The sequence below is a fragment of the Mesorhizobium newzealandense genome (genome assembly GCF_042682145.1).
Lineage (GTDB): Bacteria > Pseudomonadota > Alphaproteobacteria > Rhizobiales > Rhizobiaceae > Mesorhizobium > Mesorhizobium newzealandense.
In genome coordinates, this window is record NZ_JBHUGZ010000014.1 from 234774 (window position 1) to 258430 (window position 23657).

A 23657-nucleotide genomic window follows, 5' to 3' on the forward strand; every position below is an offset into this window, starting at 1 on the left:
CGAAGCATTGATCATGCGCCGGCCTCATCCAGTCCCAACCCATCGCGAACGGCATTGCTGATGGCTTGCGGCCCGAACCTCGCCCATACCGCTTGATGCGCGCTGATACGCTGCTTTGCTCTGCGGTCCGTGTCCAGGCAAAGTCTGACGGCCATGTCGGCAAGCCCTTCATCGGTATCCGACAGCAGCAACTCTTCGTTATCGACCAGGCCCAGCCCCTCGGCCGCCAACGGCGTGGCGATCACCGGCACGCCCCAGGCCATCGCCTCCAGGATCTTGATGCGCGTGCCGCCGCCTGCCGCAAGCGGAATGATGGTGAGATGTGCCCCGGACAGGAGCGGCGCCATGGTTTCGGGGTTTTCGACGAGCTCCACATTGGGCAATCGCGCCAGCGCCCGCACGGCAGGCTTCGGGCGGCGGCCTGCAATAACCAGTCTCGCCGCCGGCAAGGTCTGCCGGATGCGGGGCAATATGCTGCCGGCTAACCGCTTGGCGGCATCGACGTTCGGCGGATAGTCCAGATGACCGACCAACAGGATGACCGGAAAGCCATTGTCGGCCGCAGCCTCGGTGGGCAGCGTTTCGGGGATATCGCCGGCGTGGGGAATTCCGTTCGGAACGACATCGATCGGCACATTGTGCGGGAAAAGCGTCATCAGCCTTTCGCGATCCTCGTTCGAGCAGACCCAGACCCTGTCGACAAGGGAAAGCGCCTTTCTTTCGAGGCGCCTGATGGCAAGGGCCGTGGCGAGCCTGGCCGCGGCGGATCGCGCTCTATCGGCCCGATGCAATTGCGCCGCCAGGTCGGACTCGACATTGTGCATGTCGAGGATGAGCTGTTTGGTCAGGGGCCGCAAAGGCCGCAGCAGCTTGAACAGGCCGACGCCCTCGACCACAATGGTGTCCGCGCCGAAGTCTCGAACGAGCATCTCCAGCCGCGCCAAAGCGGAGCGTGAAATGCGATGCTCTGCCCTTAAGCGCCACCATCCGATCGAACCGGTGCGGGCTTCTCCTTCGATCGACAGGGCCTCGATGCGGATCGGCGGATCGGCCGCGTCCGGCACCATGGCCTGCGGACGCACCGACACCAGGCAGACGGGACCGAATGCCGCTGCCGCTACAGCATTGCGATGGTTCCGCAGATCTCCGCCGGAGGCCGGTGGAAAGGCCGGATCGTGCGACACGACCAGCACGCGCCGTCCGGCGCTCTGCGGCTCTATTCCAGACGGCATTCCAGGCGGTTCCGCAATCACAAAGACAGCTTCGACTTGTTTAGCCGAACGGCGCTTTCGTCAAGCACTGGATCCCCTTCCGGTGCAGCCAGTCTAACCATGGCCGGCCAGCATGCGGTAGGACACTAGGGTCACCGCCTGGACCACGCCAGCCAGCGCGCGGACAGCTGCCGCCAAAATGCGGTGAACCGGGTTCGCCGGTAGGCGTCGCCGGCCATCTTTATGCCTTGTGCCTGCGTCGGGAAGGGATGGATGACTTCGGCCAGCGCGTGCAATCCCATACCGGATTTGATGGCGAGCGACACCGCGTTGATCATCTCGCCGGCATGGCTGGCAACGACGGTGGCACCCAGGATGCGATCCGATCCTTCCTTGACGTGAATTTTGACAAAACCCTCTTCCTCGCCGTCCATGACCGCGCGGGCGACATCGTGCATCAGCACCGTATAGGTCTTGACCGGGATGCCGTTCTGGCGCGCCTGCGCCGGATAGAAGCCGACATGGGCGATTTCCGGATCGGTATAGGTGCACCACGGAACCACCAGTTCGCTCAGCCTCTTGCGTCCGAGGAACAGGGCGTTCTGCACGACGATGCGGGCCGTTGCTTCCGCGGTATGGGTGAATTTGTAATCGAGGCAGACATCGCCCGCCGCATAGACGCGCGGATTTGTGGTCCGCAGATAATCGTCCACCTTGATGCCGTCGGCAGCGTATGCCACCTCGGCGCTTTCCAGGTCGAGACCGTCGACATTGGGTGAGCGGCCGATGCCGGTGATGATCTCGTCGACGGAAATCGTCGTCGTGTCGTCGTCCCGCACCAGGTCGGCGAGCTTCTTGCCGCCTGCCGTCCGCACCGCCATCACTTCGGTGTTGAGGCGAACCTCGATCCCCTCGCGCGCCAGCGCGTCCGAAAGGACCTGGGCGGCGTCGCGTTCCTCGCCGGGCAGGAACATCGGATCCCGCTGCGCCAGGATGACTTTCGCACCCAGCAGGCAGAAGGCCTGCGCCGCCTCGCAACCGAGCGGTCCGCCGCCGATGACCAGAAGCCGTGGCGGGCAGGCTGTGAGGTTGAACATCGTCTCGTTGCTGAGATAGCCGGCTTCGGCCAGCCCTGGAATAGCCGGCAGGCTTGGACGTGCGCCTGTCGCGACCAGCGCCTTCCTGAAACGCAGCGTCTTGCCCGCCACCATGACCGCGTCCGGTCCGGCAAATCGCGCTTCGCCAAAATAGAGGTCGATGCCTTCCGACGCGATGGTCGCGGCGGCATCGGCGCGGCTGATCCGCTGCCGGATCTGCCGCATCCGCGTCATCGCCCGCTGAAAGTCGACGCGAAGATGGTCCGGCGCATCGCCGCCGAAATTCTCGGCATCGCGCATATCGGCATAGAGCCTGGCCGTGCGGATGATCGACTTCGACGGGATGCAGCCGACATTGATGCAGGCGCCGCCGATCAGGTTGCGCTCGATGAGCGCGACCTTTGCGCCGAGGCCGGCCGCTTCGCGGGCGGCGGTCAGCCCGGCCGGTCCGGCGCCGATGACGACGAGATTGTAGGGACCGTCCGGCTCCGGGTTCCGCCAGTGCGGCGGATGGGCGTGCTTGATCAGATTGATGTCATTGCGGTCGACAGGGAAGGCGCGGGCCCCGGTTCGGTCAGCCGACATCGCCGCCATCCCTCGACAGCCAGCCGCCGCTGAAACCCGCTTTGCCCAGGCCGCGACGGATGTGCTGGTTGGACTGCATCAGCTTCCAGATCAGGCGCGAGCGATGGTTCTCGATCATCATCACCACGATGCCCTGGTCCAGACCGTAGTGGCCTTCGGAGACCCAGCCGTGCCGGCCGAATTTTCTCCTGTTGGCCAGTGTCGGATTGAAGCCGCTCGGCAGCCGGAAATTGTCGATCACTTCGGGGTAGCGATCTCCGAGATGGCGCAACGCCGCCAGGCAGATATCCGGCGCGAAAGGCAACGACGCCGGATAGGACCATGGGGCGATCGTCCCGTCATCCGGCCCGAACGGGGCGCCGCGCGCGGCATAGCCGGAAAACCGGCGACGCTGTCGCGCTACGCTGGCGCGAAAGCCGCCCGGCCCGTCGCCCGCGGAAAGTCCCCACAAATTCTCGTCGTAGCCGTCATAACCATAGGGGTTGTGGCGCGCATAGTCGCGATGAAGGTAGGTCGCGCGGCGGCTGTTTTCGAAATAGTCCGAATTCTTCTCGCGCATGAAAGCGTCGCGGATGCCGGCGAAATCGATCCAGGCATGCGAGAACTGGTGCATGAACAGCGGTCCGCCATAGAGCAGGTCGTAGCCGTAGATGTTTTCCCACTGGTAGGTCGCCGTCCAGCCTGCATAGCTGTCGTCCGAGGTCGGGCTGTCGGGCGAGGCCATCGACAGCACGTAGAGGATCGTCGCTTCGTTGTAGCCTTCCCAACCATAATGGAGAAAGCCGCTCTTCGGCTTCCAGCCCTGCCGCAAGGTTGGACTGCTGCCTTGTGCCCATCGCCAGTCGACGCGCCGGTAGAGCGCCTCGGCCAGTTGGCGGATTTCGGCTTCCTCGCCATCGTCACCGGAGAAATAGGCACCCGCCACCAGCATGCCGGCGATCAGCAATGCGGTATCCACCATCGACAGTTCGCAGCGCCAGACACGCAGGCCGGTTCGCATGTCGAGGAAGTGATAGTAGAAGCCTTTGTGACCGGTGACGTCATCGCCATTGCCTTGCGGGCTGGTCCAGAAGAAACGCAGCGCGGCAAGGGTCAGCTTCACAGCCGCCTCGCGCGTCATCCAGCCGCGCTCGACGCCGATCGGATAGCAGGACAGGGCGAAGCCGACGACGGCGATGCTGGCCGGTGAATTCGGCCGCGACGTATCGGCGACCAGCCCGTTTTCCGGGTTCATGTTCTCGAGGAAATAGTCGAAGGCAGCGCGCTGATAGCGGTCCAGAAGCTCGTCATCGGGCAACGCGTCGGGTTCGGCTCTAAGCAAACGATGCAAACTCCAGCCTGATGGCCGCAGCCTTCGTTGGTCGTACTGCGATGGCGAGCCGCCGGCGGCTTGTCGCGCATGCCGAGCTGTCACTCCGTGTCATGGTTTCCCCGCATACTCTGCCTGGATCATCGCCGATTCGAGCATTGGCAACTATACGCGTGTCCAGCTCCGTTCGTTGCCCCGTCACGCAGAATTGTAGTTTCAACCGCCCGACGCAGGGATGTTCCGACTTGGACCAGCAGGTGGCGCTGCCGCCTCACCAGCCTGGACTTACGCCGGATTTCCCTCGAGCTCTCTGCCCAGGGCTTCGACCATCGCTACCAGCGCTGGCCCGATTTCCGCATGGGCGCGGTCCTCGGTGATGATCTCGCCAATGCCGCCACAAGTGATGGCGATCAGCGGCGAGCCGTCGCGCGGCCGGAAAGGCACGCCGACCGCATGGATGTAGCTGTGCCAGGCGCCAAACGATGTCACATAGCCGAACCGTGCATACTGCGCGATCGCGTCGGTGAAGGCCGCTTCTATCTTCTCGGTGCTCTCCGGTTCCGCTTCCTGCAAAGCTCGCAGGAGCCCCGCGCGTTCCTCGGGCGAAAGGGCCGCCACATAGGCCAGCCCCATCGATGTCTTCCAGATCGGCAGATAGGAGCCCGGATTGAGCCGCAACGTGACAAGGCTCTCCGAGCGGCAATTGGCCAGGTAGACCATGTTGAGGCTGTCGCGCGTGCCGAGCGCCACCGCCGCCCCGGTCAGGTCGGCCAGCGGCTGCATCAGCGGCCGCGCGACGTGAACGACGGCGCTGGAACTCAGCGCCGAATAGCCCAGGGCCACGGTCGCTGGCCCCAGGCTGTAGCGGCCGAGGTCCTTGTCGTACAGGAGGTAGCCGAGCGCGCTCAGCGTATAGGTGATGCGCGACACCGTCGCTTTCGGCAAGCCGGTGCGGGCGATGATGTCCTGGTTGCCGAGCGAGATGTCGCCCGGTCGGAAGGCGCGCAGGATGCCGAGCCCGCGCACCAGCGACGACGAAAGCTGCCCGCCTTCGCCTTCAAGCTCCGTCTCGTCCTTGGTCGCTCGCTTGCGCACGCTACGGGTCTTTCTGGCGACAAGTGTTCGCCGGTCAGGCCGGTGCCGCCGGCGCGGTGGTCGAAAAATGAAATTAAATTCCATTTATATTGACAGGGGCTTTCCCGGACTGTCAATATGCTGCATCGGTGGCATGTCCCAGCGCCTTGTGCCATCCTACGAAGCCCGTCCTTGTGAAGGTAGCCACGTGTCCCGCTATATTTTGCGCCGGCTTATCGCGATGCCGTTTCTGGTGCTCGGCATCGTCACCATCGCATTCCTGATCACCACGGTGACGAAGGGCGATCCCCTGACGGCGATCGTCTCCGAGCAGCAGATGAACAACCCGGAGGTGGTGGCTGCTGCCAAGGCGCGCTGGGGCTTGGATCGTCCTTTGCCGGAACGCTATATGATATATCTTGGCAATCTGTTGAGCGGCGATCTCGGCACCTCCTTCATCACCAAGCGCAATGTCGGCACCGACATCCTCTATCGCTTGCCGGCAACGCTCGAACTGGTCACGGCCGCGATGATCTTCGGCACCACGCTCGGCATCGTGCTTGGCGTGCTGGCGGCCTATTTCCGCAACAGCCTGATCGACCATGGCGCGCGGCTGTTCGCGCTGTTCGGATCGTCGCTGCCGGTGTTCTGGTCGGGACTCGGCCTGCTGTTCATCTTCTCCGTCCTGCTGAACTGGCTGCCGGGGCCGGGCCGGCTCGATGCCCGCCTGGCGCTGCCGCCTGGCATCACCGGCTTTCTCACCATCGATTCCCTGCTGGCCGGCAATCTCACCGTCTTCAAGGACGCATTGTGGCACTTGCTGCTGCCGGCCTTCGTACTCGGCTGGACGGTTTCGGGAACCATATCGCGGCTGGTGCGCGCCAACATGCTGGACGTGATGAGCCGCGAGTTCGTGCTCACCGCGCGTGCCAAGGGGGCGAGCGAATTGCGCGTCGTCGTCGTGCACGCGCTGCGCAACACGATGGTGCCGACCTTGACCGTCATCGGCTATTCCTTCGCCTACCTGATCACCGGCGCGGTGCTGACCGAGACCATCTTTTCCTGGCCGGGCATGGGCTCCTACGCCGTCGAGGCGGCGCGCGCGCTCGACTTCCCGGCGATCATCGGCGTCACCATCGTCGGCGGCCTCGCCTTCCTGGTCACCAATCTCATCACAGACATACTCTATGTCGTGGCCAATCCGCGCGTGAGATTGAGCTGATGACAGCCATCGTCACCAAGTCTCGCTCCTCGACGGTCCCGGAATGGCTGACCGGGCCGTTGGTCATCGGCACCGTCGTCATACTGTTCTGGCTGTTCATGACCGTGTTCGCCAATCTGGTCGTGCAGTTCGATCCGCTCGAAATGGTGGCACGCCGCTTGCAGCCGCCGAGCTGGGCACACTGGCTCGGCACCGATGCACTCGGCCGTGACGTCTTGAGCCGCACCTTGCACGGCGCGCTGCATTCACTGCCGATCGCGGTTCTGGTCGTCGTCTCAGCCGTGGTCATCGGCTCGCTGCTCGGCGCGATCTCAGGCTTCATCGGCGGCCTGCCTGGTGCGGCGATCATGCGGCTTGTCGACGTCACTCTGTCCTTCCCGCCGATGCTGCTGGCCATGGCTGTTGCCGCCTCGCTCGGGCCGGGTCTCGGCAATGCCGCCATCGCCATGGTGCTGGTGTGGTGGCCGGTCTACGCCCGGCTGATGCGGGCGCAGGTGCTGGAGGTGAAGGAGCGCGAGCATGTCGAGGCGGCGATTGCCGCCGGCGCCAGGCCGCGTCGCGTGCTGTTCACGCACATATTGCCGCTCTGCTGGACCCCGGTGCTGATCAGCGCCACCATGGATCTCGGCCAGGTCGTGCTGCTCGCCGCATCGCTGAGCTTCATCGGCCTTGGCGCCACGCCACCGACTCCCGAATGGGGCTCGATGATCTCCGATGGCGCCGTCCATTTCTATCAATGGTGGATCGCCTTCGGTCCCGGTGTGGCCATCCTCACCATCGTGCTCGGCTTCAACTTCATCGGCGACGGCTTGCGCGACATTCTCGATCCAAGGTCGGACTAGACGATGAGCGCACAGCACTCTTCGGCGCGCTCCGGCGCCATCGACAACAACGCAGCAGGGCGAGAGCCATTGCTGTCCATACGCGGGTTACGCGTCGGCTTCCGGCGAGCGGGCAGTCAGTTCGAAGCGGTGCGCGGCATTGATCTCGATGTCGCCAAGGGCGAGGTGGTCGGCATTGTCGGCGAGTCCGGCTCGGGCAAATCCGTCGGCATGCTCGCCGCTCTCGGCCTGACCTCCAAGAATGCGGTGGTCACCGGCTCGGTTCGTTTCAACGGCGATGAACTGGTCGGCAAGCCGGCACGCGAGATGCGCAAGATCAGGGGCGCGCGCATCGCCATGATCTTCCAGGACCCGCTGTCCTCACTCAACCCGGTGATGACGGTCGGCGCGCAGATCGCCGAGGCGGTCAGGCTGCATCAGCGCGTCACCCGCAAGCAGGCCATGGCGCGCGCAGTGGAACTGCTCGCCCTGGTGGCGATCCCGCAGCCGGAGCGGCGGGTCAACCAGTATCCGCATGAATTCTCCGGCGGCATGCGCCAGCGCGCTGTGATCGCGATGGCCGTCGCCAACGATCCGGACCTCTTGATCGCCGACGAACCGACCACGGCGCTCGACGTCACGGTGCAGGCGCAGATCCTGTCGGTGCTGCGCTCGCTGCAGAAGCGGCTCGGCCTCGGCCTGGTCTTGATCACCCATGACCTTGGCGTCGTCGCCGGCCACGCCGACCGCGTCGCTGTCGTCTATTCCGGCCGGGTCGTCGAACAGGCCGGCGTGTCCGAGCTGTTCGCCGACCCGCGCCATCCCTACACGCGCGGCCTCATCGCCTCGATCCCCAATCTCGAGGAAAGCCGCGACCGGCTGTTCTCGATCGATGGCTCGCCGCCGGCACTCGGCCGTTTGCCCGGCGGCTGCGCCTTCCATCCGCGCTGCATCCATGCCGAGGCACGCTGCCGAACCGAAGACCCGCCGCTGCACGATATCGGCGGCCGGTTCTCGGCCTGTCATTTCGCGACGACCTTGCCACCCTTCCACAGCGCCTCGCTGGCGGCGGCAAGCCTGGACAGTGGAAGCGTGGCCCCATGAGCGCAGCGGAGCAAATCCAGACTGAAGCCAAACCGGCGCCAGCACTTTCGGTTCGCCATCTCGTCAAGGACTTTCCGGTCCGTGGCGGGCTCGTCTTCGACCGCGCGGTTGCCCATGTGCGGGCGGTCGCCGATGTTTCCTTTGATGTTGCGCCCGGCGAAACACTGGGCCTCGTCGGCGAATCCGGTTGCGGCAAGTCGACCCTTGGGCGCTGCCTGATGCGGCTGATCGAGCCGACCAGCGGCGAAAGCTGGTTCCGCGGCCAGAACCTGCTTGCGCTGAACCACGAGGACATGCGCCTGATGCGGCGCTACATCCAGTTGGTCTTCCAGGACCCGTACGGCTCGCTGCATCCACGCATGCGCATCGCCGACAACATCGCCGAGCCGCTGCGCATGAGCGACATGTCGGCGGCCGATCGCCGCGCGCGCGTCGCCGAACTGCTGGAACTCGTTAAGCTCAATCCCGAGCACGGCAAGCGCTATCCGCACGAATTGTCCGGCGGCCAGCGCCAGCGCGTCGTCATCGCCCGTGCGCTCGCGCTCAACCCGCAAGTGGTGATCCTCGACGAGCCGGTGTCGGCACTCGATGTTTCGGTGCAGGCTGGCGTGCTCAACCTGCTCAAGGACATCCAGCAGTCCTTCGGCACCTCCTATCTGTTCATCGCGCATGATCTCTCGGTCGTGCGCCACATCTCGCATCAGGTTGCGGTGATGTATCTCGGCAAGATCGTCGAGATCGCGCCGGCGGCCGAACTTTATTCCAGGGCGCTGCATCCCTACACCCAGGCGCTGCTGTCGGCGGTTCCGCTCGCCAATCCCGAGAAGGAGCGCAAGCGCGAGCGCATCGTGTTGACCGGCGACGTGCCGAGCCCACTCAACCCGCCGTCGGGTTGCCGCTTCCGCACGCGCTGCTTCAAGGCGCAGGCGATATGCGCCAGCGCCGAACCGCCGCTCGATCCGGCCGGTGGTGCGCATCGCGTCGCCTGTCATTTCCCGGAGCCCGTCGACACCTTCAGGACTGTCTGAAAGGCCTGTCAGCTGCCGAACTTACCCGCGAAGGATTTTTGATCGTGACTGAAGACCACCCTAAGGATGCCATCACGGCGGGCCGCGCGCGCCTGCCGCTTGAAGGCATCAAGGTTCTCGATCTCTCGCGGGTGCTGGCTGGACCGTGGGCAACGATGAGCCTCGCCGATCTCGGCGCCGAGGTCTGGAAGATCGAAAACATCGACGGCGGCGACGACACCAGGGCGTGGTCGGTGCCGAGCTACAAGGGTGTTTCCACCTACTATCTCTGCGCCAATCGCGGCAAGCGGAGCATCGCGCTCGACATGAAAAGCCCCGAGGGCCTGGCCATCGTGCGCGAGCTGGCGGCCAAAGCCGACATCGTCGTAGAGAATTTCCGCTCCGGCACCGCCGACCGACTTGGCGTCGGTTTCAAGGAACTCAGCGCCTCAAACCCACGCCTGATCTACTGCTCGATCTCCGGCTACGGCCAGACCGGTCCCGATGCCGGCCGGCCCGGCTATGATTTCGTCATGCAGGCCGAAAGCGGCCTCATGGCCATCACCGGTGAGAGCGGCGGCGAGCCTATGCGGGTCGGCGTCGCCATCACCGACGTCGTCTGCGGCATGGTCGCCACGCAGTCGATCCTGGCAGCGCTTTTCGAGCGCGCGACGACCGGCAAGGGCCAGTTCCTCGACCTGTCGCTGATCGACTGCGCGCTCAGCCTGCTGATCAATGTCGGCAGCGGCTACCTCAACACCGGCCGCGAGGTCGCCCGCTACGGCAATGCCCATCCGACAGTCGTTCCCTACCAGATTTTCGAGGCCTGCGACGGCGGCTTTGCGCTGGCGGTCGGCAATGACCGCCAGTTCGCCGCCCTGTGCGAGCAGGTCGTGCAGCTGCCGCATCTGGCCAGGGATTCTCGCTTCATCAGGGCAGGGGCGCGTGCCACCAATCGCGAGGCGCTGATCCCGCAGCTTGCCGCCGTCTTCAAGTCCAAGACGCGCGACCACTGGATGGCGGCCTGCGCCGCGGCCAGCGTGCCGGCCGGCACAGTGAAGTCGATACCGGAAGTCTTCGACAGCCCCAATGTGCGCGAGCGCGGCCTCGTCCAGACCTTGCCGCATCCGCATCTCGGCTCCGTCGCCATGGTGCGCCCGGCGCAGGGGCTTGCCGCGCAGCTCACCGCCGACTTCACCGCGCCGCCGATGCTCGGCCAGGACACCAAGACCGTCCTAGCCGGTGTCCTCGGCTACAGCGCCGAGACCATCGATCATCTGATCGGGACCGGCGCCATCGGCATCCATGCGCCCGCCGCCGAGCCTGTTCCCGCCTGACCTTTCACGGAGCCTGATATGTACAAAAACGTGCTGCTGCACATCGACGGCTCGTGGCGCGGCGCACGCGAAGGCCGCACCATGCCGATCGTCAATCCAGCGACGGAAGGCCTGCTCGGCTCGCTCGCCCACGCCGGCATCGAGGATCTCGACGAAGCACTGGCGGCTGCCGCAAAGGGGTTCGAGACGTGGCGGCGCGTGTCGCCCTTCGACCGCTCAAAACTGCTGCGCAAGGCCGCCAACATCCTGCGTGAGCGCAACGAGCTTATCGCCACACTGATGACGCTGGAGCAAGGCAAGCCGATCGCCGAAGCGCGTATGGAGGCTTTTGCCGCCGCCGACATCATAGACTGGTTCGCGGAGGAGGCGCGCCGCAGCTACGGCCGCATCGTGCCGGCGCGCTTCGATGGCGTCAGCCAGTCGGTGGTCAAGGAGCCCGTCGGCCCGGTGGCGGCCTTCACGCCGTGGAACTTCCCGCTCAACCAGGCGGTGCGCAAATTGTCGGCGGCGCTTGCCGCCGGCTGCTCGATCATCATCAAGGGACCGGAAGAAACGCCGGCTTCACCCGCCGAACTGGTGCGCGCCTTCGTCGACGCCGGCCTGCCCAATGGCGCCTTGAATCTGGTCTATGGCACGCCGGCGGAAATCTCCGCCTATCTCATTCCACATCCGGTGATCCGCAAGATCTCCTTCACCGGTTCGACGCCGGTCGGCAAGCAGCTGGCATCCCTTGCCGGACTGCACATGAAGCGGGCGACGATGGAACTCGGCGGCCACGCACCGGTCATCGTCCTGCCCGACGCCGATCTCGACCGTGTCGCGCGCTCGATGGTGGCGGCGAAGTTCCGCAACGCCGGCCAGATCTGCGTCGCGCCGACGCGCTTCCTTGTCGACCATGCGGTCTATGATGATTTCGTGGGGCGCTTCGCCGAGGCAACCCGCCGGATCAAGGTCGGCGACGGGCTTGCCGATGGCACCACGATGGGGCCGCTCGCCAATCCGCGCCGCGTGCAGGCGATGGAAGAATTGGTCCACGACGCCGTCCAGAAAGGCGCCGAACTCGTCACCGGCGGCAAGCGCATCGGCAATTCAGGCTATTTCTTCGAGCCGACCATCCTGTCAAACGTGGGCGCCGATGCCCGCGCCATGAATGAGGAGCCGTTCGGCCCGCTGGCACTGATGACACCGGTGAGTGGTTTGGACGAGGCCCTGGCCGAGGCCAACCGGTTGAACTACGGGCTTGCCGTCTATGGCTTCACCCGCTCGGCGGCGAGCGCCGCGAAAATGTCGTCCGGGCTCGCCAGCGGCATGGTGTCGATCAACCACTATGGCCTGGCGCTGCCGGAGGTGCCGTTCGGCGGCATCAATGATTCCGGCAATGGCACCGAGGGTGGCGCCGACGCGCTGGAGAGCTACCTCAACAGCAAGTTCGTCTCGCACCTGCAAGTCGACTGAGTCGCTGCTGATTATTTCTGTTGGCCGTAGGTTTTGTAACGCCCGCGAATAGCGGCGAGCTCGGTGCCCTCGATCAGCACCGGCGTGCCGGCGCTGCGCGCCAGCAGATACTGCCGCGCCAGGGTTTCGAGCTTGATGGTGCGGATGAGCGCCATGTCGAGATCCACGCCGAAGGCGATCATGCCGTGGTTGGCGAGCAGGCAGGCCGAGCGGTCCTTGAGCGCTGCGACGGCAACCTTCGCCAGTTCGCTGGACGCAAACAGCGCATAGTCCGAGCAGCGCACATCGTCCCCGCCGAAGCCCGCGACCATGTAGTGGAACAGCGGCAACCCTTCGCGCAGGCACGACAGCGCCACGCAATGGTCGGGATGGGCATGGACGACGGCGCCGGCCTCGGGAAAGGCCTTGTAGATCTCGGCATGCATTTCCCATTCGCTCGACGGCCGGAACGCGCCGTCCCAGGATCCATCGAGCTGCATTGCCACCATCTGCTCCGGCAGCAAGGCGTTCGAGGCTATTCCGGTCGGCGTGATCAGCATGCCGTTTTCGGTACGCAGGCTGATGTTGCCGGTGGTGCCGACGTTCAGCCCATTGGCATCCAGTGTCTGCGTCGCGGTGATCAGCTTGGTGCGCGCCATTTCGACTTCCATCACGATGCTTTCCCCGTGGTCGGCCTTGTCGGTGGCCATGTATCGATTGCCGGCGCAATAGTGCTCGGACGCGTCATATCTTGCAGAACGTCGGTGAAGATGTTGGCCCCGCCGAGCTTTCCCGATTTCAGCATCAGCGCCAGCGGATCGGAAGGCAGGCCGGGGAGGTGGGCGATGGCGCGCGACAGTCCTGGGCCTTCATAGGCACCCATGGCGATCCGGTCGATGCCGAGCGCCTTGACCACCGAACCGGCCGTCTCGCCGCCGGCGACAACCAGCCGCCGCACGCCAAGCTCGCGCACCAGAATCTGTGCAATCCCGGCCAATATCGCTTCGGCCCTTGCCGCCACCGTCTCCCGGCCATGCGCCTCTTGCAGCGCCTCGACCGTTACCTGTGGGGCGGTCGTCGCGATGGCGATCATCGCATCGGGCAAATGCCGCTCGGCAAAGGCACGCGCCTCGGCGACGACGTCATCGCCTGCGAAGGCGCTGGCCAGATCGATCGTCAGCAGCGGATTGCTCTGCGCAAAACGTTCGAGCTGTTCGATGGTGCGGTCGGCGACACTGCCGGCCAGCACCATCGCCGGTCCGTTCACCGCCGGCAGGCTGGCCGCAACGAGATCTCCGGTCTTCAGCAGTCCATGCGCCAGCCAGGCCGGCGGCAGATGTGCCGCGACCGAGGAATTGCCGGTCATCAGGGGCAGGTCGAAGGCGGCTTCCGCGATCGCCGCCAGGTCGCGCTCGCGGATCGTGTCGGTGATCAGCAGCGTCTCGCCACGCGCACTTTGCTCTCGTATCGTATTGCGGATGGCCTCGGTGCCGGCATCGACAGTGAGACAGGGCACCAGCCCAACCCTGCCCTTGCTCTGCGCCTGCAACACACGAACCAGATTGGAATCGGTCATCGGTGTCAGCGGATCGAAGCGCTTGGGCGACTCAGCCAAGAGCTGGGCGCCGCCGAACATATGTCCCTGATAGACGGTGCGGCCGGTTTCGCACAGCGCCGGGGTGAACAGCGTGACGCCGCCACCAAGCCTGTCGAGCAGCGCCTCGGCGCAGGGGCCGATATTGCCGGCCGGAGTCGAATCGAACGTGGCGCAATATTTGAAGAAGATCTGCCGCGCGCCCGCCTCGGCCAGCCGGTCGGCGGCCTCGAGCACCTGGCGCACCGCATCGCTTGCCGCGATGACGCGTGTCTTCAGCAGGATCACATGGGCAAGATTACCTGAGGGGATCGGCGCCTGCAGCCCGACCGTGCATCCCGTGGAAATGCCGCGCGCCACCAGCATCGAGGCGAGCTCGGTGCCGCCGGTCAGATCGTCGGCTATGGCACCGAAGAGGAGGGAAGGCATCGACGTGGTCATGCGGCCCGTCTCATGTCTGCCCGGCTTATGTCCGCTTGTCTCATGTCGGTGGTCAGGCCATTCGTGGTATCATATACACAGCCCACGCGACGCAGGCGACGCCTGCGCGACTGTAAGAACGGAGAGCGGATGTGACTGCTTCTATCGCGCCGATCGCGCGCGACAATCTGACGACGCGTGTCTACGAGGAGCTTCGCCGCGCCATGATGGAAGGCCGTTTCTGGCCGGGCCATCGCTTCAAGATCCGCGACCTTGCCACCAGCCTTCAGGTTTCCGAAACGCCGGTGCGCGAGGCGTTGATGCAGCTCGTGCGGGAAAAGGGCCTGGAGATGGAGGCCGGCCGTTCGATCACCGTCGCCCAGCTGTCCCTGGCCCAGTATCTGGAACTGCGCAGCATAAGGCTGCATCTCGAAGGCATGGCGGGTGCTGCGGCGACGACACGCATCGAGCCGCGCGAGATCGATCGTCTGGCCGCGGTGCATGACAGGCTGATCGCCGACGAGGACAATGGCCGCTGGTTCGAGGCCGTCCGCGACAATTGGGAGTTCCACCATTCGATCTACCAGGCGGCGCAAATGCCGGAGCTGCTCGCCATCATCGAGGGTATCTGGCTGCGCAACGGCCCGCTGGTGAACTATCAATACCCGCACGCCAGGCCGACCTATGACGGCCGCCACCGGCATCTCGATATCCTCGACGCGCTGCGTGCGCGCGACGAGAACGGCGTGCGCAAGGGCATTCAGCAGGACATGATCGAAGGCGGCCGCCTGCTGGTCAAGGTTCTCGAACGGCTGAACGACGGCGCGGTCACACCCGAGGAGCTGCGCCGCGCGGCGCAGAATGGCCGCCTGGTCTCGGCTGCCGGCTGAACGATCTGTTTCTTCTCCCCACCGCATGGTCGCCGGTTCACGCCACCTGCGCCGCCGCAGCCATGCCGGCTTCGGCCGCCCGCAGGGCAAGGTCGATATCTCCGGCGGTATGCGCGGCACTCAGGAACATGTTGTGCCGGGGATGGAAATAGGCACCTTCGCGCAAGGCGGCCGAGCAGAACGCATCGGCTTTTCTGAACTCGGCATCGCCGTCGAAAAGCACCATCGGCATCGACACCGGACCGGTCTGACGCAGTGACAGGCCATGCTTCTTCGCCGCCGCGCCGAGGCCTGAGCGCAGTCTGTCGCCTGCCGTGGTCATCTGGCTGATCGCGTTGGTGTCGCGCAGCGTCTTGATGGTGGCGATCGCCGCGGCCATGGCGACCGCGCCATACCAGAACGAACCCGTCACATAGACCTTGGTCGCGGCTTCGCGAAACCGGTCGGTGCCGGTGATGGCGGCGAGCGGGTAGCCATTGGCGATCGCCTTGCTGAAGGCGGACAGATCCGGCAGCACGCCGAGCGGCTGCCAGCTACCGGCGAGATCGATGCGGAACCCGGCCCGGACATCGTCGACGATCAGCGCGGCGTCGGCAGCGGTGCAGAGTTCGCGCGCCCGTTTGGCGAAGGCGGCGGTCGGCAATTCCTGGTCGCGGGCAATGTCGTGCCGGAAGGCAGTGACGACGATCGCCGCGAGATCGTTGCCGGCCTGCTCGACCGCTGTCTCCAGGCTGGAGATGTCGTTGTAGTCGAAATGAATCAGGTGTGCGCGGTCCTCGGCGGTGACGCCGGCGAGCGAGGGCGTGCACCACGGCACGGCGCCGTGATACGAGCCACGCGCGACCAGCACCTTGCGCCGGCCGGTACCGGCACGCGCGATCGTCACGCAAGCGGTGGTGGCGTCGGTGCCGTTCTTCTGCAGCATCGCCCAGTCGGCATGCGCGACTGTCTTGACCAGGAGTTCCGCCAGTTCGACCAGCACTTCACCCGGTCCGTTCATCGCATCGCCCAGGCGACGCTGCCGCTCGGCCGCCGCCTCGACGGCCTGGTGATGGTGGCCGAGGATGTTGGGCCCCCAACTGCACATCAGGTCGATGTATTCGCGGCCGTCGACGTCCCATACCCGGCAGCCGTCGGCGCGCTCGAAGAACTGCGGATAGGCCGAGCCGAGATAGCGCGTGGCCATGTGTCCCCACATGCCGCCCGGAATGGCCAAGGCCGCACGTTCGCGCAGCATCTGGTCCTTGGAGTTGATCAGGGAAGGCATCGCGAAGTCTCCGTTCATTGATATATCATATATTGAAATTAACGTTGAAAGAGAAGGATTTGCTGGTCTTCCCTGGGGAAAACGGGGAGGCGGCTGTCCACCTCCCTGTCATCTCTTCGCTCAGTGGCTCAGTTCTGCCAGTGGCAGGTTGCAGCAGGCGCTGTAGCGCACGCCCTTGACGTCCGACTTGTAGGCCAGGATCAGGTTCGGGCTGACCAGCGGCAGGATGATCCTGTCCTTGATCATCTCTTCACCGGCCTGGTGCCAAAGCTTGGCGGCCTCGTCGCCGCTCGCTGCCAAGGCTGCCTTGTAGAGGTCTGCTTCCTTCGGGTTGAGCACCGACGGGTCGCGTTCGGCCCCCGCGCGCCGCGACCAGGGACTGCCCTTGGTCATGGCGAAATAGTCGACATATTGCGAGGTGCCGTAATAGTCCGGCGCGTAGAACACCGCCGTCATCGGAATGCCGTCGCCATTGACGCGCTCGCGCCAGTTGGCGAAGGGGATCGGCTGCAGGTCGAGCTTGATGTTGATCTTGGCCAGATCCTGCTGAACCTTCTGCATCAGCAGCGACAGGTCAACGCCGTAGACGTTCATGCCGGGGAATGCCGCTTCCATCTCGAAGCCGTCGGCGTGGCCGGCCTTGGCCAAAAGCTCCTTTGCCTTGGCGACGTCATAGGGCTGCGCCTCGAAGCCCGAGCCGCCTGGGAAGCCGAGCGGGATCGGCGCGCTGATCAGCTGGCCCTCGGAACCGATGGTGAAGTCGAGGATGCTCGGGCGGTCGAGGCCGAGCGAGATCGCCTCGCGCACCTCGGGCGTCAACGGAACCTTGTTGGCCTTGGCGCCCGGCGACAGCGCCACATAGATGAAGTTGTAGGACGGCACGGTCTCGATCTTGACGTCGCTGCCCGTCATCGTCTTGGCCGTATCGGGGTCGATCTGCATGGCGATGTCGGCGGTGCCGCTCTGCAGCATCTGCGCCTGCGCCACTGCATCCTTGGTCTGCCGGATGACGACTTCGCTCAGCGCCGGCGCGGTGCGCCAGTATTTGTCGTTGCGTGCCAGGCGCAGTTCCGAGTTGGGCTCATAGGACTTGAGCACGAACGGCGCGCTGCCGGCCGAATGCGCCAGGAACCAGGCCTCGGCATTGTCCGTGGTCGAAGCGTCCGCATCGGCCTTGGCGCCGGCTTCGGAAGCGACCTTGCTGTTGACGACCGCCGTGTAGGGCGCCGCCGAGATGTTGAGGAATTCCGAGCTCGGCGCCACCATCTTGACGACGACCGTATGCGCGTCCGGGGTCTCGATCGAAGCCACATTGTCCATCAGGAACGAGGCGCTGCCCTTGAGGTTCTTCAGCCGCTCCCAGGACCATTTCACGTCCTTGGCCTCGACCGGCGAGCCGTCGGAGAATTTGGCGGCCGGGTCGAGCGTGAAGGTGAAGCTGGTCTGGTCGGCATTGCCTTCCCACTTCGACGCCAGCAGCGGGATCAGCTTGTTGTCCTTGTCGAGCGTCAGCAGCGATTCATAGACGCTGGAATTGTAGATCTGGCAGGTGTCGCAGAAGGCGCGGTGCGGATCGAGCGAGTTGAGGTCGATGTTGCGCGCGATGACCAGCGGCTTGCTGTCCTGCGCGAACGTCGCCGGTGCCCAGAACGCGCTGGTCGCCAGCAGCACGGCTGCCAGCATCGTCGTCCTGGTCTTGTGTCTTGGTAGGATGGTCATGTCAGTTCTCCCATTTTCTTGTCGGATCTTTGTGGCAATGCGTTCGCTCTACCCGCCCACCTCGGTGAGGGATTGAAGCGCGGCCTTGAGCTTTTCAGCGCCGCCCAGTGCGGCCCGGTTGAGCGGGGCCGATACGACGGGAGCCGAGAGACTTCCCGTCACATGCAGGATCTCGTGGTCGAGATAGTCGAACACGCGGTCCTGAATCTCTTGTGTCAGTCGTCCGCCAAGCGACAGCCCGCGCTGCACCTGCTCGACGACGGCAACCCGGTTGGTCTTGCGGATCGAGGCTTCCACCAGCGGCCAGTCGAGGCCGGTCGGGTCGAGGCTGCGCAGGTCGATGATCTCGGCATCGATGCCGCTCTCCTCGACGACCTGTCTGGCGACGCCAACCATGCTGGCCGTGGTCAGCAACGTGCAGGCACTGCCGGGCCTGACGATCTTGGCCTTGCCGAGCCGCACGCAGAAGCCACGGTCATCCGAAGGCACAGGCCCCTCGCTTGGGAACAGTTCGACATGCTCGATGACGACGACCGGATCGTTGCATTTCAACGCCGAATTCATCAGGCCGACATAATCGAAAGGCGTCGTCGGCGCGACGATGCGCCAGCCGGGGAACAGCGCGAACAGGCCGGACGGATCGCCCGAATGCTGCGAGCCGTAGCCTGTGTGCGGCGAGACGCGGACCCTGAGCACGATCGGCACCGGAAAGCCGCCGCCGAACATGTGCCGCACCTTGCTGACCGCGTTGAACAACTGATCAGCTGCCACCAGGCAGAAGTCGCCGAACATGATCTCGACGATCGGCCGCAAGCCGCACAGCGCGGCGCCCAGCGCCACGCCGACAAAACCGTTCTCGGCGATCGGCATTGCCAGCACGCGCTCCGGCCAGCGCTCCAGCGCACCCTTGGTGGCGCCGGAAACGCCGCCGCGCAGCCGGTGCACGTCCTCGCCCATGACGATGATGCGCGGATCCTGCTCCATGGCGCGGGCAATCACCTCGGACGCGGCAACCATGAACTTGACCGGTTTGGTCTCGGCCGGCGGCACGTCCTCGATCTCAAGGAAACGCTCGTCCTGCAGTTCCGTGAGGTCGCCGCGGATCTGGGTGTCGACGTCGCTGGGGTTTGGCCACAGATGGTCGGGGATGCGCAGCGCGTTGCCGCTCATCTCGGTCAGCGAATCGGCGGCGGCGTTGACCACCTCCATGACGCTTTGGTCGAGTACGGCGAGCTCGGAGGCCTTGAGAATGCCCATAGACTTCAACCGCACCGCCATCGTTGCAAGCGGGTCGCGCGCTTTCCAGATGTCTTCTTCGGCCCGTGTGCGGTAGCCGAACTCGCTGCCCGGACGCGCGCCGCTCTGATGCAGAAAGCGGTAACAGAGCGCCTCGACCAGCACCGGGCCGCCGTCTTCCTCGATCGTCCGGCGCGCTTCGCGCATGGCGTGGTGGACCGCCACCACATCCATGCCGTCGCATTCGATGCCGCGAAAGCCCAGCATCGGCCCGCGGGAAGCCAGCCGCGTTTCGCGCGTCTGCTCGTTGATATGCGTCGAGACGGCATAAAGATTGTTTTCGGCGAAGAAGATCACCGGCAGCCGGTAGAGCGCGGCGATGTTCATCGCTTCATAGGCCGGCCCGGCCATCATCGTGCCGTCGCCGAAGAAGGCGACCGAAATGTTGCCGGTGCCGAGCAGTTTGTCGGCAAGCGCATAGCCGGCGGCGTGCGGCAGGTTGCCACCGATGATGGCGCTGGTGCCCGGAATTCCGGAGGCGTCGTTGCGCATATGCATCGAGCCGCCGCGGCCGCCGCAATAGCCGGCGCTCAAGCCCATGATCTCCGCCATCAGGCCGCGCACCGAGCCCTGCATGTCCGGGTTGAAAGCGTCGTGCAGCGGGTCGAACCCGCGAGGCGTCTGCGCGTTGACCAGCTTGGCCAGCACCTGGTGGTGGGCGCGGTGGGTGCCGTTGATGCGGTCGCCGGTGCCGAGCACGGACATGGCGCCGACCGCCGTTGCCTCTTGCCCGATGCTGGCATGCGCCGGACCGTGCACCAGCCCGGCATTGGCGAGATCGAGCACCTTTTCCTCGAAACGGCGGATGAGCAGCATCTGGTGATACCAGCGCACCAGGCTCGAAACCTCGGCGTTGTTCCAGTCCGATTGGTCGACGTCAAGCCGCAACCAGGGCGCCGATGGCTGGATCGATGTCTGCTGGACCATGTCAGCTATTTCCGTTCTGGTAGATGATATATCAAATATTTTCTCAGTCGATTGGGCCGATCATTTTTCCGGGCACGACACAATTAGAAGTCCGCGCGTAAATGGAATTAAATTTCATTTTATGCGCGAAGCCGAGACTATGCCGGGACGGCGCCGTTCCGCAAGAGGGAATTTTGAGAGGATGCCGGGCCGTTCCAACCCTGGAATTGGAACGCGAAGCGGCGTCTGGGCGAAGGCCATCTTGCCGCAATGAGGCGCGCAAATCGGCGAGAGGTCCAGCTGCTATCGGTCCGCCTGATGCTGGAAGAACTGCAAAAACAGTTCCCGCTCTGTGGTGATGTCGAGCTTCTCATAGATGCGCCGGCGATGGTTCTTGACGGTGCCGACGGTGATGCCGAGGCGCTCGGCGATATTCGCCGTCGGGTGACCGGCGAGGATCAGCTGGACCAGTTCGCGCTCGCGCAGCGACAGCTCCGGCCACAGGCTTACCGGGATGGTCGGCTCTTGCCGGGGCGAGGCGCCGGGACCGGTCGGCGCCGACGTGCGCGAGAACTCGGTTCCGCGGGCCTTGATGTCGAGCGCGTGCAACGCCTCGAACACTGGCAGCCGCTCGTCCAGCAGCGCGATCTCGCTGTCCTTGAATGCGGTGGTCGAGCGGTCGAGGAATATGCCGAGACACCAGTCGCCGCCATCGGCCAGCATGATGCCGACCTCGTCGCAGATTTCCGACTGCGCCAGGAAGCCGGCTATGTACTGGCCGCGCTTGGCCTCGTCGTCGGCAAGCCGCTTCAGCGGCATGATGCCGAGCCTGCGCTCGCGCCGCCACGAGGCATAGAACGGGTCGAACACGTAGTAGCTGGCGAGATAACGCTGCACCATCTCATCCGAGAAGCGCCGGTGCTTGACGAATTCCGGCGTCTGCGTCGCCGAATAGCGCGTCACGGTGACGAGGTCGTGCTCGATGTCCGCGCCGATCAGGTCGATCAGGCAGTCGACATGCCTGTCCGTGCCGGTGGCGGCGATCGCTCTGGCGAGCGGCGCCCAGATATTGCCCATGCGCATGCCCCTCTCTCGGCGATCTCAGCCCAACCGTCATTGTGTCTTTAGGCATATGGCGCGATGCCGCTCGTCGAATCTAGCCTAGCGTCAACCTAGACCAGATCCCGAGGCGACCGTGACCCAACCCAACCTCACCGCCCCTATCATCGGCAATCCAATCGTCATCGGTATCGACGCCGGCGGCACCATGACCGACACGATCCTTGTCGATCAGGACGGCCACTTCAAGATCGGCAAGTCGGCGACGACACCGAAGAACGAGGCCGAGGGCTTCCTGGCTTCGGCCGAGGACGCGGCGGACGCCTGGGGCATCTCGCTGGAATCGCTGTTTTCCGGCGTCAACGTCGTGCTCTATTCCGGCACCGGCATGCTCAACACGCTGCTGTCGCGCACCGGGCGCCGGCTCGGCCTGATCACCACCAAGGGTCTTGAAGACATGATCCTGATGGGCCGTGGCCTGCAGGCCTGGGCCGACTATTCCTATGCCGACCGGCTGCATGCGGTCACGCATCACCATCCCGACCCGCTGGTGCCGCGCCGCCGCACCCACGGCGTCACCGAGCGCATCGACCAGTTCGGCGACATCGTGCTGCCGCTCTACGAACACGAGGTTTCCGCCGCCGCCAAAAAACTGATCGCCGACAAGGTCGAGGCGATCTGCATCATGACCATTTTCTCGCACGTCAATCCGGTGCACGAGAAGCGCATCGCCGAGATCTGCCGTGAGGAGGTCGAGAAGGCCGGCGCCGACATCATCGTCTACACCAGCCACGAGGTCCGTCCGGTCATCCGCGAGCAGTCGCGGCTGAACTCGGTGCTGATCGAGGCATACGCCACGTCGCGTGGCCGCAAGCAGCTCAAGGGGATCGAGGATGTCTCGAAGAAGTACGGTTTCAAATATGGCGTGCAGACACTGCTCTCCTTCGGCGGCCTGACCTCGATCAACCATCCTCGCCTGCATGAAACCATGATCTCCGGCCCGATCGGCGGCATCCTCGGGGCTGCCTATGTCGGCAAGCTGATCGGCAATGACTCGCTCATCTGTTCGGACATGGGCGGCACCTCCTTCGACATGGGCGTCATCACGCGCGGCCAGACGCGGATCGAGAACGAGCCGTTGATGGACCGTTTCAAGCTCAACGTGCCGACGCTGCATCTCGACACTATCGGTGCCGGCGCCGGCATGATCCTCAAGGTCGATCCACTGACCAAGAAGGTCTCGCTCGGACCGGAAAGCGCCGGCTCCGACCCCGGACCGATCTGTTTCGATCGCGGTGGCACCGAACCCACCATCGCCGATTGCGACGCCATTCTGGGACGCCTCAACCCGCACTACTTCCTTGGCGGCAAGGTCGTGCTGCAGGTCGAAAAGGCCCGTCGCGCCTTCCAGGAGAAATGCTCCGACATATTGGGCGTCGGGCTGGAGGAAGCCGCCGAAGGCATGATCGACATGCTGGAATCCGACGCCAACAACGCGCTGCGCCGCGTCATCTCGGGCCAGGGCATCCATCCGTCGGAGTTCACTCTGCTCTCTTACGGCGGTTCGGGTCCGCTGCACCTGGCCGGCTGTTCGCGCGGCATCGGCTTCAAGGACATCATCACCTTCCAGTTCGCCGCCGCCTTCTCCGCCTTCGGCTGCACCACGGCCGATTTCATGCGCCGCCATTCGGTGTCGACGCAGCACGACATTCCCTCGCGCGCCGACGAGGCGACGCTTGCCGGTTTCGGCGCCAAGGTCACCACGGTGTGGAACGATCTGACCAAGGCGGCGGTCGAAGAGATGATCGCCGACGGCCATGCACGCGAAAAGATCAGGACCGTGCCGTTCCTGATGATGCGCTACACCGGCCAGCTCGAGGACGTCGAGGTCATGGCGCCGCTTGCCGAAGTCAATTCGGCCGACGACATGCGCAAGGTGCTCGATGAGTTCGAGGCGGTCTATGCCAAGGTCAACCACCGCGTGTCGCGCTATGGCGAAGCCGGCTTCACCATCACGGAACTCGGGCTGATCGCCACCGCCGACAAGGTCAAGCCGGTGCTGCTCAAGCGGCCGCTCGGGTCCTCCAATCCGGCTGCTGCCCAAAAGGGCGTGCGCGAGGCCTATATCAGTGGGCGCTGGCACAAGGCCAATCTCTACGAGATGGATCTGCTGCAGCCGGGCCATGAAGTGATCGGCCCGGCCATCATCGAACATCCCGCCACCACGCTCGTCGTCCATCCGCAAGACCGTGTCTTCGTCGATGAATGGACGCTGCTGCACTACACCCACGCTTGAGAGGGCGAT

Annotated in this window: 18 protein-coding genes; 8 read left to right on the forward strand and 10 right to left on the reverse strand. The window is 64.7% G+C overall.

Annotated features, from left to right (window positions below; translation table 11 throughout):
* Positions 1 to 11: 11 nt before the first annotated feature.
* From ACFSOZ_RS21775 to ACFSOZ_RS21790, 4 genes are all read right to left on the reverse strand, one after another.
* Entirely contained in the window at positions 12 to 1232 is a 1221-nt protein-coding gene (locus ACFSOZ_RS21775) for a glycosyltransferase family 4 protein (protein ID WP_379101388.1), read from the reverse strand.
* Positions 1233 to 1363: 131 nt separating this feature from the next.
* Positions 1364 to 2893: a mercuric reductase gene (locus tag ACFSOZ_RS21780; protein ID WP_379101390.1), complete on the reverse strand. Its 1530-nt coding sequence runs from the start codon at positions 2891 to 2893 to the stop codon at positions 1364 to 1366.
* Entirely contained in the window at positions 2883 to 4214 is a 1332-nt protein-coding gene (locus ACFSOZ_RS21785) for a glucoamylase family protein (RefSeq protein WP_379101392.1), read from the reverse strand. The genes ACFSOZ_RS21780 and ACFSOZ_RS21785 overlap by 11 nt, the downstream gene beginning before the upstream one ends.
* A gap of 273 nt (positions 4215 to 4487) precedes the next feature.
* Complete coding sequence (locus tag ACFSOZ_RS21790; RefSeq protein ID WP_379101393.1) at positions 4488 to 5297, reverse strand: IclR family transcriptional regulator; 810 nt, start codon at positions 5295 to 5297, stop codon at positions 4488 to 4490.
* Between the two features lie 187 nt (positions 5298 to 5484).
* On the opposite strand from ACFSOZ_RS21790, the gene ACFSOZ_RS21795 reads away from it, so the two are divergent.
* Genes ACFSOZ_RS21795 through ACFSOZ_RS21820 form a run of 6 tightly spaced genes read left to right on the forward strand, consistent with a single transcriptional unit; the run spans position 5485 to position 12222 of the window.
* Positions 5485 to 6498, forward strand: coding sequence for an ABC transporter permease (locus ACFSOZ_RS21795; RefSeq protein ID WP_379101395.1), 1014 nt, complete (start codon positions 5485 to 5487; stop codon positions 6496 to 6498).
* Positions 6498 to 7340, forward strand: coding sequence for an ABC transporter permease (locus ACFSOZ_RS21800; RefSeq protein ID WP_379101397.1), 843 nt, complete (start codon positions 6498 to 6500; stop codon positions 7338 to 7340). Before ACFSOZ_RS21795 ends, ACFSOZ_RS21800 begins: the two co-directional genes overlap by 1 nt.
* Positions 7341 to 7343: 3 nt before the next feature.
* Positions 7344 to 8423, forward strand: coding sequence for an ABC transporter ATP-binding protein (locus ACFSOZ_RS21805; protein ID WP_379101399.1), 1080 nt, complete (start codon positions 7344 to 7346; stop codon positions 8421 to 8423).
* Entirely contained in the window at positions 8420 to 9451 is a 1032-nt protein-coding gene (locus ACFSOZ_RS21810) for an ABC transporter ATP-binding protein (protein WP_379101401.1), read from the forward strand. Before ACFSOZ_RS21805 ends, ACFSOZ_RS21810 begins: the two co-directional genes overlap by 4 nt.
* 44 nt (positions 9452 to 9495) lie before the next feature.
* Positions 9496 to 10767, forward strand: coding sequence for a CaiB/BaiF CoA transferase family protein (locus tag ACFSOZ_RS21815; RefSeq protein WP_379101402.1), 1272 nt, complete (start codon positions 9496 to 9498; stop codon positions 10765 to 10767).
* Between the two features lie 18 nt (positions 10768 to 10785).
* On the forward strand, positions 10786 to 12222 hold the full coding sequence (locus ACFSOZ_RS21820) for an NAD-dependent succinate-semialdehyde dehydrogenase (RefSeq protein WP_379101404.1): 1437 nt from the start codon (positions 10786 to 10788) through the stop codon (positions 12220 to 12222).
* An 11-nt stretch (positions 12223 to 12233) separates the two neighbouring features.
* Here the strand turns inward: ACFSOZ_RS21820 and ACFSOZ_RS21825 are convergent, their stop codons facing one another.
* A complete protein-coding gene (locus ACFSOZ_RS21825) occupies positions 12234 to 12872 on the reverse strand; it encodes a class II aldolase/adducin family protein (RefSeq protein ID WP_379101688.1) in 639 nt (212 codons plus the stop codon).
* On the reverse strand, positions 12872 to 14236 hold the full coding sequence (otnK, locus tag ACFSOZ_RS21830) for a 3-oxo-tetronate kinase (RefSeq protein ID WP_379101405.1): 1365 nt from the start codon (positions 14234 to 14236) through the stop codon (positions 12872 to 12874). The genes ACFSOZ_RS21825 and otnK overlap by 1 nt, the downstream gene beginning before the upstream one ends.
* A gap of 131 nt (positions 14237 to 14367) precedes the next feature.
* On the opposite strand from otnK, the gene ACFSOZ_RS21835 reads away from it, so the two are divergent.
* Entirely contained in the window at positions 14368 to 15105 is a 738-nt protein-coding gene (locus ACFSOZ_RS21835; RefSeq protein ID WP_379101407.1) for a GntR family transcriptional regulator, read from the forward strand.
* A 37-nt stretch (positions 15106 to 15142) separates the two neighbouring features.
* On the opposite strand, the gene ACFSOZ_RS21840 is transcribed toward ACFSOZ_RS21835, so the two are convergent.
* The 4 genes from ACFSOZ_RS21840 to ACFSOZ_RS21855 form a co-directional block, all read right to left on the reverse strand.
* Positions 15143 to 16372: an aminotransferase class III-fold pyridoxal phosphate-dependent enzyme gene (locus ACFSOZ_RS21840; protein ID WP_379101409.1), complete on the reverse strand. Its 1230-nt coding sequence runs from the start codon at positions 16370 to 16372 to the stop codon at positions 15143 to 15145.
* A 120-nt stretch (positions 16373 to 16492) separates the two neighbouring features.
* Entirely contained in the window at positions 16493 to 18055 is a 1563-nt protein-coding gene (locus ACFSOZ_RS21845; protein WP_379101689.1) for an ABC transporter substrate-binding protein, read from the reverse strand.
* Positions 18056 to 18139: 84 nt separating this feature from the next.
* Positions 18140 to 20314: an alpha-ketoacid dehydrogenase subunit alpha/beta gene (locus ACFSOZ_RS21850; RefSeq protein WP_379101411.1), complete on the reverse strand. Its 2175-nt coding sequence runs from the start codon at positions 20312 to 20314 to the stop codon at positions 18140 to 18142.
* Positions 20315 to 20596: 282 nt separating this feature from the next.
* Positions 20597 to 21376, reverse strand: coding sequence for a helix-turn-helix transcriptional regulator (locus ACFSOZ_RS21855; protein WP_379101412.1), 780 nt, complete (start codon positions 21374 to 21376; stop codon positions 20597 to 20599).
* 142 nt (positions 21377 to 21518) lie between these two features.
* Between ACFSOZ_RS21855 and ACFSOZ_RS21860 the strand changes: the two genes are divergently transcribed.
* On the forward strand, positions 21519 to 23648 hold the full coding sequence (locus tag ACFSOZ_RS21860; protein WP_379101691.1) for a hydantoinase/oxoprolinase family protein: 2130 nt from the start codon (positions 21519 to 21521) through the stop codon (positions 23646 to 23648).
* The last annotated feature ends 9 nt before the right edge of the window (positions 23649 to 23657 follow it).